Annotated in this window: 13 protein-coding genes and 1 tRNA gene; 8 read left to right on the forward strand and 6 right to left on the reverse strand. The window is 63.5% G+C overall.

The genetic code is table 11. From position 1 onward, the window contains the following. Positions 1-169 precede the first annotated feature (169 nt). Together BBTA_RS29725 and mobB are read right to left on the reverse strand one after the other, a co-directional pair. Complete coding sequence (locus BBTA_RS29725) at positions 170-406, reverse strand: sulfurtransferase TusA family protein (RefSeq protein ID WP_041750968.1); 237 nt, start codon at positions 404-406, stop codon at positions 170-172. 159 nt (positions 407-565) lie between these two features. After that, positions 566-1,084 (reverse strand): molybdopterin-guanine dinucleotide biosynthesis protein B, encoded by a 519-nt coding sequence (mobB, locus tag BBTA_RS29730; protein WP_012046208.1) that lies wholly within the window; start codon positions 1,082-1,084, stop codon positions 566-568. A 228-nt stretch (positions 1,085-1,312) separates the two neighbouring features. Here mobB and mobA point away from each other — a divergent pair, with 228 nt between their 5' ends. The 6 genes from mobA (at position 1,313) to BBTA_RS29760 (ending at position 6,672) form a co-directional block, all read left to right on the forward strand. Beyond that, the gene (gene mobA, locus BBTA_RS29735; protein WP_012046209.1) at positions 1,313-1,945 is read left to right on the forward strand and encodes a molybdenum cofactor guanylyltransferase MobA; all 633 of its coding nucleotides are present in this window, start codon (positions 1,313-1,315) and stop codon (positions 1,943-1,945) included. A 9-nt stretch (positions 1,946-1,954) separates the two neighbouring features. Beyond that, on the forward strand, positions 1,955-2,545 hold the full coding sequence (locus BBTA_RS29740; RefSeq protein WP_012046210.1) for a cation transporter: 591 nt from the start codon (positions 1,955-1,957) through the stop codon (positions 2,543-2,545). A 199-nt stretch (positions 2,546-2,744) separates the two neighbouring features. After that, positions 2,745-3,956, forward strand: a complete 1,212-nt coding sequence (locus BBTA_RS29745) for an ABC transporter substrate-binding protein (protein ID WP_012046211.1) — start codon at positions 2,745-2,747, stop codon at positions 3,954-3,956. A 78-nt stretch (positions 3,957-4,034) separates the two neighbouring features. Further along, positions 4,035-5,000 carry a tripartite tricarboxylate transporter substrate binding protein gene (locus BBTA_RS29750; protein ID WP_012046212.1) on the forward strand — a complete coding sequence of 322 codons (966 nt, stop codon included), beginning with the start codon at positions 4,035-4,037 and terminating at the stop codon, positions 4,998-5,000. Between the two features lie 186 nt (positions 5,001-5,186). Further along, positions 5,187-5,262 (forward strand) — tRNA-Ile (locus BBTA_RS29755). A 186-nt stretch (positions 5,263-5,448) separates the two neighbouring features. Continuing rightward, positions 5,449-6,672, forward strand: coding sequence for an integrase arm-type DNA-binding domain-containing protein (locus BBTA_RS29760; RefSeq protein ID WP_012046213.1), 1,224 nt, complete (start codon positions 5,449-5,451; stop codon positions 6,670-6,672). 321 nt (positions 6,673-6,993) lie between these two features. On the opposite strand, the gene fdhF is transcribed toward BBTA_RS29760, so the two are convergent. From fdhF to BBTA_RS29780, 4 genes are all read right to left on the reverse strand, one after another. Continuing rightward, positions 6,994-9,723 carry a formate dehydrogenase subunit alpha gene (gene fdhF / locus BBTA_RS29765; protein ID WP_012046214.1) on the reverse strand — a complete coding sequence of 910 codons (2,730 nt, stop codon included), beginning with the start codon at positions 9,721-9,723 and terminating at the stop codon, positions 6,994-6,996. A 21-nt stretch (positions 9,724-9,744) separates the two neighbouring features. Beyond that, on the reverse strand, positions 9,745-10,539 hold the full coding sequence (gene phnC, locus BBTA_RS29770; RefSeq protein ID WP_012046215.1) for a phosphonate ABC transporter ATP-binding protein: 795 nt from the start codon (positions 10,537-10,539) through the stop codon (positions 9,745-9,747). Next, positions 10,536-11,426: a phosphonate ABC transporter, permease protein PhnE gene (phnE, locus tag BBTA_RS29775; protein WP_041750969.1), complete on the reverse strand. Its 891-nt coding sequence runs from the start codon at positions 11,424-11,426 to the stop codon at positions 10,536-10,538. The genes phnC and phnE overlap by 4 nt, the downstream gene beginning before the upstream one ends. A gap of 68 nt (positions 11,427-11,494) precedes the next feature. Beyond that, positions 11,495-12,181 carry a phosphate/phosphite/phosphonate ABC transporter substrate-binding protein gene (locus BBTA_RS29780; protein ID WP_200948543.1) on the reverse strand — a complete coding sequence of 229 codons (687 nt, stop codon included), beginning with the start codon at positions 12,179-12,181 and terminating at the stop codon, positions 11,495-11,497. A gap of 190 nt (positions 12,182-12,371) precedes the next feature. Here BBTA_RS29780 and BBTA_RS29785 point away from each other — a divergent pair, with 190 nt between their 5' ends. After that, positions 12,372-13,346, forward strand: coding sequence for an NrtA/SsuA/CpmA family ABC transporter substrate-binding protein (locus BBTA_RS29785; RefSeq protein ID WP_012046218.1), 975 nt, complete (start codon positions 12,372-12,374; stop codon positions 13,344-13,346). After that, a complete protein-coding gene (locus BBTA_RS29790) occupies positions 13,343-14,167 on the forward strand; it encodes an ABC transporter ATP-binding protein (RefSeq protein ID WP_012046219.1) in 825 nt (274 codons plus the stop codon). Before BBTA_RS29785 ends, BBTA_RS29790 begins: the two co-directional genes overlap by 4 nt. Positions 14,168-14,174: the final 7 nt, after the last annotated feature.

Genomic DNA, 14,174 nt, shown 5'->3' on the forward strand with positions numbered 1-14,174 from the left:
TGCCTCACGGCAATCGCGCAAGCCTGGACTGAGAACGCGGCATTGTTATGAGCGCGCCTTGGCACCGATGCGACGATAGGAAGCAGCCTACCCACTTGACTTCGACATTCCTGGATCAGTCGAAGACTACTTAGTAGGTGGTCGGAGCGTCTGCCGGTGCCGACGAACGTCATCCAGGAACCGCCGCCTTCTCGACCAAGAACACAACATGGCTGTCGCTGCGCGCGAGCAGCTCGATCCGATCGCCGGTTTCGCGAATCAGGTTGGGAATGTCGATCACGGCCAGTGGATCGGTACAGCAGATTTCGAGCCGCTCTCCTGCGGCGAGCGACTGCAGCGCCTTGCGCGTCTTGAGAACCGGCAGCGGGCATTTCAGTCCCGTCAAATCCAACCTGATCATCGTCATCCTGAGACCTTGGTCCCGCATCCTGCGGGGCAATCGGGTTCCATTACCTCACAATGGAACCGCAACCGGACGCTTCCAAGCGGCTTGATCTCTGCCGCCGGCAAGTTGCGCTCGGATGAAGTTCCCGGGCAATCGGGAACCGCACGGGACTCATGGCCATCATCGCCCCGCATGCGATGAAGCCGCGGGCGGCCGCGCTGACTGCAGGAGCAGCGTCGCGATCGCCGCGATGTCGTCGAGATGGACCCATGGCAAAGCGGTCTCGACCGCTACATCGGCGGCGATTCCCACGATGCCCGCATCCTCCGGGAACAGCAGCGGCTTGCCGTTGGCCGCCCGATGCACCTCGATCCTGCGATGCGGCCCCGCTTTGTAGCCTTCCACGACCACCAGGTCGACCGGCGACATTTTCGCGAGCAGATCGTCGAGCCCCGGCTCGGGGGCGCCGCGCAGCTCGTGCATCAGGGCCCACCGCGTGCCCGAGGACACCAGGACCTCCTGGGCGCCCGCCTCGCGATGGCGCCAGGAATCCTTGCCGGGCACGTCGACATCGAACTTGTGATGCGCGTGCTTGACCACCGAAACCCGCACACCCTGCGCGTTCAGCAGCGGAATGGTCCGCGTCAGCAGCGTGGTCTTGCCGGCGCCGCTCCAGCCGGCGAGGCCGATCACCTTCATCGCCCGCTCCAGAATTCCAGCGGCACCGCCACACCCCTCACATCCCCGTCGCTTCGCTCGCATACCGAGATCGCCGCCGAGCCAACCGACCGAAGCTCTATAATGCCGACAGCGCAATGTCATGCCGCTCGGCTGCGGGACCGTGCTTCGTCCCCTGCATGGCGGCCGCGCTCCGGCCGACAGGTCGGACGCTGACCTCGCGGCGCAGGCGTGATAGTCGAGATCGCCATGACCGAGCCCGTCCCACCGACATCGATTCCCGGCGTGCTGCTCGCCGGCGGCCTGGCGCGCCGCATGGGCGGCGGCGACAAGCCGATACGCATGATCGGCGGCCGGACCCTCCTGCAGCGCGTGATCTCGCGGCTGGCACCGCAATGCAGCTGCCTCATCCTCAACGCCAATGGCGATCCCGCGCGATTCGCCGCTTACGGCCTCACGGTCGTGCGCGACGGCGTTGCCGGCTTTCCCGGACCGCTCGCCGGCATCCTGGCCGGCCTCGACTGGGTCGCGGCGCAGATGCCCGAATCGCCGTGGATGCTGAGCGCGGCCGCCGACTGCCCGTTTTTGCCGCGTGATCTGGTGGCTCGGCTTGCCGGCGCGCGTGCAACAGAGGGTGCCGCGCTGGCGCTGGCCGAATCCGGCGGCCAGACACACCCGGTGATCGGGCTGTGGCCGGTCAGCCTGCGCGAGGACCTCCGCCACGCTTTGGTGGCGGAGGACATCCGGAAGGTCACCCGCTTCACGGCGCGCTATCAGGTTGCGCGCGTGTCCTGGCCGGTGCTTCCCTTCGATCCCTTCTTCAACGCCAACACCGCCGCGGATCTCGCCGAAGCGGAGCGGCTGGCCGCACAGGATGATTGAGGGCGCGTGATGGATACGACGACCCCCGTCCGCCGCGCAGTGCTTGCGGTCGCCGCGCTCAATCTCGGTTATTTCGGGATCGAGTTCGCCGTTGCGCTGTCGATCGGCTCGGTCTCGCTGTTTGCCGACAGCGTCGACTTCCTCGAAGACGCCTCCGTCAATCTCCTGATCGCGCTGGCGCTGCGCTGGAGTCCCACGCGACGCGCGCAGCTCGGCAAAGTGCTGGCGCTGATCCTGCTCGCGCCGGCGCTCGCCGGATTGTGGACCGCGGGCGAGAAGCTGTTTGCGCCGGAGGTGCCGGCGCCGCTGCCGCTCACCATCACGGGCCTCGGCGCACTCATCGTCAATCTCGGTTGCGCGCTGATCCTGGCGCGCGTTCGCGATCATCAAGGCAGCCTCACACGGGCGGCTTTTCTGTCGGCGCGCAACGACGCCTTCGCCAATATCGCCATTATCGCCGCCGGACTCGTCACCGCATTTCTGTGGCGCTCGGTCTGGCCCGATCTCATCGTCGGCGTCGGCATCGCGCTGATGAACGCCGACGCCGCGCGCGAGGTCTGGGAGGCCGCGCATGAGGAGCATAAGGCCGCCAAGGCCTGATCGCGCGCATGGCTTGCGCCCGTGCTGAGCGAGCGAGCCGATTGCGCCGCGCTGCAGCGCACAGGATCCCTCCACCGGCTGGTGTCCCGGGATGATTGACGGCCGCTTCGGTTTGCTTTGAGATAGGTGGAGCGGCCGGCAGAGCCGCGACCAACAACCGCGCCATGCCGCGGTCAGAAACGCGGTCAGTGGAGGACGAATGCAGCTCACTGCTTTGAAGCGCGCGGCGTGGGCGGCCGCGGCGCTGCTGGTCACGACGGCAGCGCAGGCCGAGATCTCCGACAACGTTGTCAAGATCGGCGTGCTCAGCGACATGAACGGCCCCGCCTCGACGCCGACCGGCCAGGGCTCGGTCACCGCGGCGCAGATGGCCGTCGACGATTTCGGCGGCAAGGTGCTGGACAAGCCGATCAGCGTCATCGTTGGCGACCATCAGCTCAAGCCCGACATCGGCGCCGCGATCGCGCGCCGCTGGTATGACACCGAGCAGGTCGATCTCATCGTCGACGTACCGGTCTCGGCGGTCGGCCTGGCGGTGCAGACCATCGCCACCGAGAAGAAGCGGCTGTTCATCACCCAATCGACCGGTGCGGCCGATTTCCACGGCAAGTTCTGCTCGCCTTACGCCATGCAATGGGTGTTCGACACCAGGGCACTGGCCACCGGCACCGCGAAGGAGGTCGTCAAGCGCGGCGGCGACAGCTGGTTCTTCATCACCGACGACTATGCCTTCGGCCATTCGCTGGAGCGCGATGCGGCTGGCGTCGTCACCGCTAATGGCGGCAAGGTCGTGGGCGCGGTGCGCCCGCCCTTCGCGACGCCCGATTTGTCCTCCTTCATCCTGCAGGCGCAGGCCTCCAAGGCCAAGATCATCGGCATCGCCGCAGGTCCCCCGAACAACATGAACGAGATCAAGACGGCGGCGGAATTCGGCCTGCTCAAGGGCGGCCAGCAGATGGCGGCGCTGCTGGCGCTGATCACCGACATTCATTCGCTGGGACTGCCGGCGGCGCAGGGCCTCCTGCTCACCACCTCGTTCTATTGGGACATGGACGACAAGACGCGCGAATGGTCGAAGCGCTATTTCGCCAAGATGAACCGGATGCCGACGATGTGGCAGGCGGGCGTCTACTCCGCGGTCACGCATTATCTCAACGCGGTCAGAGCTGCCGGCAGCGACGATCCGCTGGCCGTGGCCGCGAAGATGCGCGAGACCCCGGTCGAGGACTTCTTCGCCCGCAACGGCCGGCTGCGCGCTGACAATCTGATGGTGCACGATCTCGTGCTGGCGCAGGTCAAGTCGCCGGACGAGAGCAAATATCCGTGGGACTACTACAAGATCCTTGCGACCATCAAAGGCGAGGAGGCGTTCGGCCCGCCCGATCCGGCCTGCCCGCTGATCAAGAGATGACGGCGCACTGACGTCCCGGCGGCCGGTGCCGTCGGGCCGGCCCACATGACCCGCAAACGGCAAGATCGGGAGGCAACGATGAAACTGGCACGCGCGATATTATTCGGTGTGATCGTTGCGCTGGGACTGGCCGCCAAGCCCGCTTTGGCCGCCTACCCCGATCGTCAGGTACGCTGGCTGATCGGCTTCGCCCCGGGCGGTCCGGTCGACATCGTCGCGCGCATCATGGCGCAATGGCTGTCGGAGCGCTTCGGCCAGCAATTCGTGGTCGAGAACCGCACCGGCTCCGGGGGCAACATCGCCGCCGCCGCGATGATCAATGCGCCACCGGACGGCTATACGCTGCTGTTCGTGGCGCCGAACAATGCGATCAGCACCTCGCTCTACAAGAAGCTGCCCTACGACTTCATCCGCGACACGGTGCCGGTCGCGAGCATCATGCAGCTCACCAACATGCTGGTGGTCAGCAACGATGTGCCGGCCAGGACGGTCAAGGATTTCATCGACTATTGCCGGGCCAATCCCGGCAAGATCGCGTTTGCCTCCTCGGGCAACGGCACCTCCGTGCACATGGCGGCCGAGTTGTTCAAGGCGATGACCAAATGCGACATGCTGCACGTGCCCTATCGCGGCTCGGCGCTGGCCTTCCCCGACATCATTTCGAACAAGGTGCAGTTGATCTTCGACAATCTGCCGACCGCGCTGGAGCAGGCGCGCGGCGGCAGCGTGCGCGCGCTCGGCGTCACCTCGCCGCAGCGCTGGCCCACGGTGCCGGACGTCCCGGCGATCGCCGAGACCGTGCCGGGTTACGAATCGGTCGGCTTCTACGGCATCTCCGCGCCCAAGGGCACACCGCCAGAGATCGTCGAGATCCTCAACAAGGCCGTCGGCGAGGCCCTCAAGGACCCCAAGCTGGTGGCCCGCCTGACCGAGACCGGCGGCATTCCGCGCGCCATGACGCCAGCGGAGTTCGGCAAGCTGGTCGCCGAAGAGACCGAGAAATGGCGCAAGGTGGTGGAATTCGCCGGCGTGTCGGTCGATTGAGGCGACGCCCGGCCCCGACCACCGGGCGGCTCCGACCGGCGCGCTGCCGCCCACAAAACCATCCGGCTGTGGCATTGCCCGATCGTCACCGGCGCTGTAAACGGAGCCCGCACCGTCGCCGGGTCGTTTCCGCCGCACCGGGCAGGCCCCCAGCCTCCCCACAGCCGCAAACACCTCCGCGCCGCGGGGCCTGTAGCTCAATGGTTAGAGCCGGCCGCTCATAACGGTCTGGTTGCAGGTTCGAGTCCTGCCGGGCCCACCACATTGATGATCCGCCGGCGTTCGTGCTCATCCGCCATCGTTCACCGAAGGCTACAAAACTCCTTATTTTGCAACGATATCTTGCTGTTGTGGCGTTCGCCGCCGTTCGTCCACCGGTTGCTGACATCCCGGGATTTTGTTGGTATATTTGTTGGTAGGTCATCGAAGCCAGAATCGAGATACCAACATGCCGCTCACGGATACGAAGTGCCGGAATGCGAAGGGGCAGATCAAGTCGCGCAAGCTCTCCGATGGCGGCGGCTTGCATCTGTTGATCACTCCGGACGGAGCCAAGTACTGGCGCTTGGCCTATCGGTGGCACGGCAAGCAACGCACGCTTGCGCTCGGCGTCTATCCGGCTGTCGGGCTTATCGAGGCGCGCGCGTCGCGCGACGATGCCAAGCGCAGCATTGCCGCCGACATCGATCCCTCCATCGTGAAACGTGAGCGTAAACGGGCCGCGAAGATTGCAACTGGCAACACCTTCGAAGCGGTCGCGCGCGAATGGCACGAAAACTGGAAGGATGCCCGTAGCCCCTATTACGCCGCGCAGATCCTCCGGCGTCTGGAGGCGGATGCCTTCCCAGCGATCGGTCGGCGTTCGATCGCCGCACTCGAACCGCCGGAACTACTGGACATGCTGCGCAAGGTCGAGAAGCGCGGGGTAAACGAAACAGCACGACGGCTGAAGCAACTCGTCGGTCAGATATTTCGCTTTGCTATCGTGACCGGCCGAGCGAAGCGGGACCCCTCCGTTGATCTCAAGGACGCTTTACGAGCCACCGGAGAACCGCAGCGTCACAGAGCGATGCCGCTTTCAGAGCTGCCAACGTTCTTGCAGAAGTTGGAGAGTTACAGTGGCGAGCAGCAGACCAAACTTGCATTGAAGCTGGTAACCCTGACGTTTCTTCGAACGACTGAATTGCGCGCCGGCAAGTGGAACGAACTGGAGAACCTTGATGAAAATTCCGCTTTGTGGCGCATTCCGGCCGAACGCATGAAAATGCGCCTGGAGCACCTGGTGCCTCTGTCACGGCAAGCCGTCGCAGCATTGCGCGAGCTGCGCACGCTTTCCGGCGGCAGTCCCAATATCTTCCCTTCGCCGGGAAAAGGCGACTGCATGTCCAGCAACACCATGCTCTACGCCCTCTACCGGATGGGATATCACGGCCGCGCCACGACGCACGGTTTCCGCGCCGTCGCTTCCACGATCCTGAACGAAACCAACTTGTTCAACCGAGACTGGATCGAACGCCAGCTTTCACACGTGGAACGAAACGAAGTGCGGCGTGCCTACAACGCTGCGGAGTGGATGCCTGATCGTCGAAGAATGATGCAGTGGTGGGCAGACCATATTACTGCGTTGGCTCTCGAAGGCGATAAAATTATTCCGTTGTCGCGCGCGGGTTAATCCGCCCTCATCCGCCAGCGTTCGCTTTCCCCTATAATCACCGGCCTAGGTCGCATCTTGGCCTTCGCCGCTGTTCACGCGGTTTTGCCGGTATCCGGCAGATTTGTTGGTATCGTTGTTGGTAGATCGTGAGAGTGCTGGTATCGCGATCTTTACGGAAGTGTGTGAATCAAATAATTTCAACGTGTTACCGATAAGTTTGGACGAAGCGTGCCTCATTGATCTTCATGGTGCTTCAGCCCGATCACGCGAACTCATTCCAACGAAGACCGGGCAATACACTCGCCGGATTGTGCGGGAGCTGAGGGCCTCACATCAAGATTACGTTTCGCTCGTGATCCGCGCCGCGCAATATTTGTACTCTGGAACCCGCGTCGTCGGGTCGAGCGCCGAATTCGTGAGATCGTTGGCCGCCGCTTCGAAATAAGCGAACGGCATCCAGATCACGCCCGCCTGAAGACCGACGTCGCGACATGGGGCGACGGTCACACCGCCGCGCCGAGTCGCAACGCGGACGCGCGCGGCGCATTCGAGCCCGAGCGCGTCGAATACGTCGGCGGCGATACGAACCATTGGCTCCGGCGCGAGCGCGTGGAGAACCGGCGCCCGCCGCGTCATCGAACCGGTGTGCCAATGCTCCAGCAGCCTGCCGGTGACCAGGATCAGCGGATAGTCCGCATCCGGCTCCTCCGCCGGTCCACGCCCATCAAGCGCGGCGATGCGTGCGCGGCCGGCCGGCGTCGGAAATCGCTCGGCAAACAGGCTTCGGGCCGACCCGTTGGCCGACGCAAGCGGCAGAGCGAGTGCCCCACGGCCCTCCAACATCGACCAGCTTGTACCGGCCAGCATCGGGACGGCCGCCGCCATTTCGTCGAACAGTCCGGCAAGCGCGTCGTGTCGCCACGGCGCATCGAGGCGCCGCGCCAACTCCGCCGTGATCCACCAATCCGGGCGCGCGGCGCCGGGCGCCGGCACGGCGGGCGTGAGCAGTTGCACGACCCGATCGGTGTTGGTCACCGATCCACTGCGTTCCGCAAGCGCCGCGGCTGGCAGGATGACGTCGGCGAAAGCCGCCGTCTCGGTCGGGAAGATGTCCTGCACGACGAGATGATCAAGCCGCGCCAGCGCCTCGCGGGTTCGCGCCAGATCGGGATTGGCCATGGCGGGGTTGCCGCCGGCGACATAGAGCCCGCGGATCCGCCCCTCATGCGCGGCATTCAGGATCTCGACCTGTGTGAGCCCTGCCTTCGCTGGCAGCTCGGTGCCCCACAGCGCGGTGAACCTTGCCCGCGCCTGGGGATCGCTCACCGGCGCGTAGCCGGGAAATGACGACGGTATCAGGCCGGCGTCGCAAGAACCTTGGACGTTATTCTGCCCGCGCAGCGGGTGAAGGCCGGATCCTGGCTTGCCGACATGGCCGCAGATCAGCGCCAGCGCGATGACGCAGCGAATGTTGTCCGCGCCATGCACGTGCTGCGATGCGCCCATGCCCCAAAAGGACATCGCTCGTTCAGCGGTCGCAAACATCCGCGCCGCCGAGACGAGCAAGTCGGCGTCAACACCGGTGAGTCGCTGCGCGAGTTGCGGCGTCACTCCGCGCACACGCGCGGCGAGTTCGTCGAAGCCGTCGATCCGCTCGCGCACGAACGTACGGTCGTACAGCCCTTCGCAGATCACCACGTTCAACATGGCCGAGATAAGGGTGACGTCGGTCCCTGGCCTCAGGGCGAGATGATAAGTGGCGTGACGCGCGAACGATTGGCGATAGGGATCGACCAGGATCAGCTTGGTTCCACGGCGCACCGCGTTCTTCATGAAGGTCGCGCCAACCGGATGGTTCACCTCGGGGTTCGAGCCAACCATCAGCACCACGTCGGCGCGGTCGATTTCGTCGATCGGCGCCGTGACCGCCGAATAGCCGATCGCCTCGCCGAGCGGCGGCACGGAAGCGCACAAACGCGTGCAATGATCGACATGCGGCGTTCCGAGCACAGTGCGCGCCAGTTTCTGCAAGATATACGCGTCTTCGTTGGAAGCCTTGGCCGAACCGAGTACCGCAAGCGCGTCGGCGCCGTGCCGGTCGGCGACAGCTCTGAGCCCGGCCGCAGCACGGTCCAAAGCTTCGTCCCAGGAGGCCGGGCGGAAGAAGTCGCGCACTGCATCGGGCCCGGCTACCGCAACGGCATGCTTGGGCGCGTCCTGGCGACGGATCAGCGGCACCGTGAGGCGATCAGGATGGTGCAGGAAGTCGAAGCCGAACCTGCCCTTGACGCACAGCCGGCTGCGATTGGCCGGCCCGTCGGCGCCGTCCGCCCGCACCACCCGCCCGTCAGCCACCGTCAACTCGATCCGGCAGCCGACGCTGCAAAACGGGCAGATCGTTTCCGCCGTTGTCGTCGGCTCAGTTTCCGCGATGGGCGCCGCGACCGGAGCCAAAGCGCCGGTCGGGCAAACCTGGACGCATTCGCCGCAAGCCACACAGGAACTGTCGGTCAGGGGCACGTTGGCGTCGAAGACGATGCACGCCTCGGCACCGCGACCGGCCACACCGATCACGCCGTTGACTTGAACGTCCTGGCAGGCCGTGCGGCACAGCCCGCAGCGGATGCAGGCGTCGAGGTCGACGGTGATCGCGGGATGCTGCTGCGTGACCCGCTCGATCGTCGGCCGATGGCCAAACCGCGTCGCGCCAACACCAACCTGGGCAAGCGCCTCAGCCAGACGCGAGCCGGGACGCAAGGCCTCGGGGCCCTGTTCCGAGAGAGTCAGCTCAGCAACCAACCGGCGGGTCTGCAGGACCCGCTCGCTCGACGTCCGCACGACCTGTCCCTCCTCCGCCTCGCGGCGGCAGGAAGGCGCAAGCGTGCGCTCACCTTTAATCTCGACCAGGCAAAACCGGCAGGACGCTTCGGCGGCGTAGCCCGTGCGGTCGCAGGCGCAGACATTCGGAATAGCGATGCCGCACTGGCGTGCCGCCTCGAGCAGGGTCGTCCCGGCCGGAACATCGACGACCTGGTCGTCAATGCGAAGCGCAAATGAAGTCTCGGTCATCGCGAATCGCGGAATTTATGGTCAGGACACATAGAGCCGATCGCGCACGTCGCGGCTGAATTCCGACGGCCGGCCATTGAAGAACACCCGCCCGGCCTTGAGCGCGACAATCCGGTCGGCGTAGCGAACCGCGAGGTCAACCTGGTGCAGGCTGCACAGCACCGTGATGCCGTGCTCCTTGGCACTATGCTGCATGATCTGAAGGAGGTTCTCGGCGGATTCCGGATCCAGGCTGGAGATTGGCTCGTCCGCCAAAACAACATCGCCCTGCTGAGCGAGCGCGCGGGCGAACGCGACGCGCTGCTGCTGGCCACCCGACAGACGCTCTGCGCGCTGATAGGCTTGCTCGAGCAGCCCGACATTGTCGAGGCACGCCAGCGCGAGCTGGCGGTCCTCGAAATTGAAGCGGCGGAGCAGCACGCGCCACAGCGACGCGGTTGCGAGGCGCGCGGCCAGCACATTGTCGATAGCCGTCAGCCGCTTGACCAAGTTGAACTGCTGGAAAACGAAACCGATCTGCCGGCGAAACCGGACGAGCTCTCTGGGCCTTAGCGTGGTGACGTCGGTATCGTCGATAACGATGCGGCCGGAATCGGGCTCGATCAGCCGCGTCAGACAGCGGAACAGGGTCGACTTGCCGCAGCCACTGGGGCCAAGCAGCACGACGAACTCGCCTTTCGCGACTTCAAATGTGATGCGATCGAGGATCAATTTTTCGCCGAAACTCTTGCAGATGTCGTCGACGCGGATCGCCGGCCGCAGCCGCTCCACCGGGATCACATCGGCCGAGACATCGATCTTCACCAGCCTGTTCATGACAGTGTCTCCTCAGCGCAGACCTGTTCGATGCGGCGAGCGACGGGAAGCGGCCGAGACCGACCACTGCCCGGGTTCAACACGCGACGGCGCAACCAGCCGCTCAGCGTGTCGATGGCGATGACCATGATCAGGATCACCCCCAACACGGTGAGCATCTTCGGGAAGTCGAGAAGGTCGATGGAGTCCTTCAGGGTTTGGCCGATCCCACCAGCACCGACGATACCGAGGACAGTCGAGGCGCGAACGTTGAATTCCCAGATGTAGAGAATGACGGCGACGATATTCGGAAACACGTCGGGAAGCAGCGCGTAGCGGAACGTCTTGACCGGGCCGGCGCCTGTCAGCTTGACGGCTTCGATCGGCCCCGGATCGGCCGGTTCGATGACTTCCGTCAGCAGCTTGCCGAGCGCACCGGTCATGTTGAATGCGATCGCAAGGACACCAGTGAACGGACCGAAGCCGACGGCGGCGACGAAGATCAGCGCGAACACCAGGATTTCGGTGCCGCGCAACGTCGACAGCAGGCCACGGACGAGGCGGTAAATGACTGGATATGGTGTGGTGTTGGTGGCTGCGAGTGGCGCGAGCACGCAGGCGGCCAGTAGCGCGAAGATCGTTCCGACCGTCGCCATCGCCAACGTCTGGAAGGCGTCGCGCAGGATCCGTTTGATGTCGCTGAGATCGGGCGGAAACATCTGGCCGAACCAACCGGCAACCTTGGGCAAGCCGACGATCAACTTGTTCAGGTCGACGTCGACCGCCATGAAGGTCGCCGCCAAGAAGGCAATGACCAGCACGAAGACCGCGGCTTGCGCCAGGTTAGAGAGGCTGAACACCGGCGGATGTGGCTCAAGATAGCGCCGCCCCGCCGCGTAAGAGGTCATCCTCACGGCTCTGCTCCAGTTCGATAGGATGGATGCGGAGCCCGCCCAGGGCGGGCCCCGCGCATGAGTCAGACCTTGAGCTTGCCGGTGATCCGGCCGGCGTCCTCGATGATCTTGTAGTCGGCGTGAACGGCGGGGACGAAGCCGTTATACCCGCTGCCCATCATCGACTGCGCCTTTTCCTCGCTTAACCCAACCATGATGTCGCGAATGCGGGCCTTGAGGTCCGGATCAAAGCCCTTCGGCACACAGATTGCGTCGTTCGGTAGCGGGTCCGAGGTCCAATAGACCTGCACCTTCTTCGGATCCATCTCGCCGGCTTCGATCATGCCGTAGCGGCCGCGATCCATGTCGGAGCCGAGATCGATCAGGCCCTGTTGTATCATCATCACGTTGTTGCCGAAGGTCGCTCCCTCACGCAATTGGAAGTAGCTGGACGGGTCGACGCCTTCCTTGAGCAAAAACGCGTAGGGAATGAGCCAGCCTGACGTGTTGCCCTGATCGCTCAGAGACAGCTTCAGCCCCTTGGCGTCTTGCGGGAAGTTCTTGATCGGGAGGTCGGGGCGGCCTTCAATGATGGCATGGTAGATCGGCTTGCCGCGGTACTTGGCGGTGGCGATCACCTCAACGCCGGAGTGATGATTGGCGAGCACGTAGCCCCACGGACCGAGCCAACCGAGATCGATATGGCCGTTCGACATCGCCACCGAGATCGCCGCCCAGCTCTCCGGGGAGACCAGCTGGAGGGTTTGCACGAGCCTGACTTTCTGGAATTCGCACACAGTCTCGGTCTGATTGTAAACGGCGAATCTCCGGCATCGTTCGCCGAATTTGTAAGGGGCGAGATCGCCTCGTATGGAGCGTCCACCGCCGCGCTCATGATGATCCGGTCAGAGCACGAGTTTATGCCCGCGTAGCACCGTCTTGAGCAAAAAAGGGAACTCCATGACGCCTCTCTCTTTCGGCACGACCCGTCGGCAGCTATTAACGGGAATTAGCGCGCTGGGCGGACTTGGCGCCATTGGTGCCACGCGCTCGCTCGCGCAGGAATCGATCGAGATACAGATCGGCGAGGGCACAGTCCCCGACTACACGCATTTTTATGTCGCCGATGACCTCGGTCTGTGGAGCAAGCAAGGTCTAAAGGCGACCTCGACGATGTTTCCCTCGGGGCGCATTGCTTTGGATGCACTTGTCAGCGGCCAAGTCAAAATTGCAACGTGCGCGGAAACACCGGTCATGTTCGCTGCCATCAATGAGATTCCCGTAAGGGTAATCGCGTCTGTCATTAAGTATGAGCCGTTCGATCTGGTCGTCGGCCCAAACATACAGAGCCTGGACGAACTCAAGGCAAAGCGCATTGGCTACTCCCAAGGAACCAATGCTCACTACTACCTTGCAAGTTTGCTCAGGAGCAAAGGCTTGACCGCAGCTGACGTTGCCGCGGTGAATCTACCGGTTGCCAATTTCGTCCCAAGTCTCGTCGGCGGCGCTATTGACGCTTTCGTTTGGAGCGAGCCACTCATCACCGCGGCGCTCAAGCAGGGGCCGTTCAAGCGTTTGCGAAGCGAGGGGCTGTACAGTGCCTATGGATGCGTCGTCGCGATGCAATCGACCATCGACAGTAACCCGGAGATGCTGATTAGGGCCGTGAGAACACTCGTGGCCGCTCATGCGGTCGTGAAGAGCGCGCCCGAACAGGCAATGGACATCATATCAGCAAAGCTCAAGCTGGAGCGCTCGTCTGTTCCCGAGCTCTGGAAAGACTTGCATTTCGGCGTCGGCATAAACCGCGCATCGATGACCGTTGATCTGGTCAAGGAAGCTGAATGGGCATTCGCGAATAATCTCGTGAAGCCTGGAGCAAAAATGCCGTCATTCGACCAGGTCGTGACGGATAGCATCGTGAAACGAGTATGATAGCAACGGCGGCGCCGGCTATTCCCTTCGCTGAACTGAACGCAAGGAGTTCACAGCGAACGGGCGGACGCTCCGCGATCGATTGTCGGGGGGTGACGTTTGGGTACGCCGCTTCTGTCGGCGCAAAATCGATCATTTTCAATCTCAGTCTAACAATCAAAAACGGCGAATTCGTCTGCGTTCTCGGACAGAGCGGATGCGGAAAGACAACCTTGTTGTGCCTCATCGCGGGTTTTCTCCGGCCGACCTCCGGCGACATCGTTGTCGAAGGGCAGAGAGTGCGAGGGCCAGATCCCCAGCGCGGGATGGTGTTTCAGGAGTACTCCCTGTTTCCATGGCTAACGACACGCGGGAATGTCGAGTTTGGGCTCCGCATGCGAGGGGTAAGCAGGTCAGAACGTCGTGCCACGTCTGATCGGTACCTAGAGTTGGTTGGACTGGGTCAGGCTGCTGGCAACTATCCGTTCCAGCTTTCAGGAGGAATGAAGCAGCGCGCCGCCATTGCACGAGCGCTGGCCGCAAATCCGCGCGCCCTGTTAATGGATGAACCGTTTGCCGCATTGGATGCGATGACGCGGGCCCATTTGCAGGAACAATTGCTTGCGATCTATAGGCAAGCCCGAATGACCATTGTATTCGTTACGCACAACATTGCAGAGGCGATATCATTGGCGACACGTATCATCGTGCTCGGCCAGGGCGGCCAAATCATCGAAGATTTGCCGGTGACGAGCGAGTATCCGCGATCGCGCACAGGGCCGGAATTCAATGAATTGTATAATAGGCTTGGAACTGCGTTGGGCGCGAGGCAGATCGAATGACCAGGCA

The organism is Bradyrhizobium sp. BTAi1, assembly GCF_000015165.1.
Classification (GTDB): Bacteria; Pseudomonadota; Alphaproteobacteria; order Rhizobiales; family Xanthobacteraceae; genus Bradyrhizobium; species Bradyrhizobium denitrificans.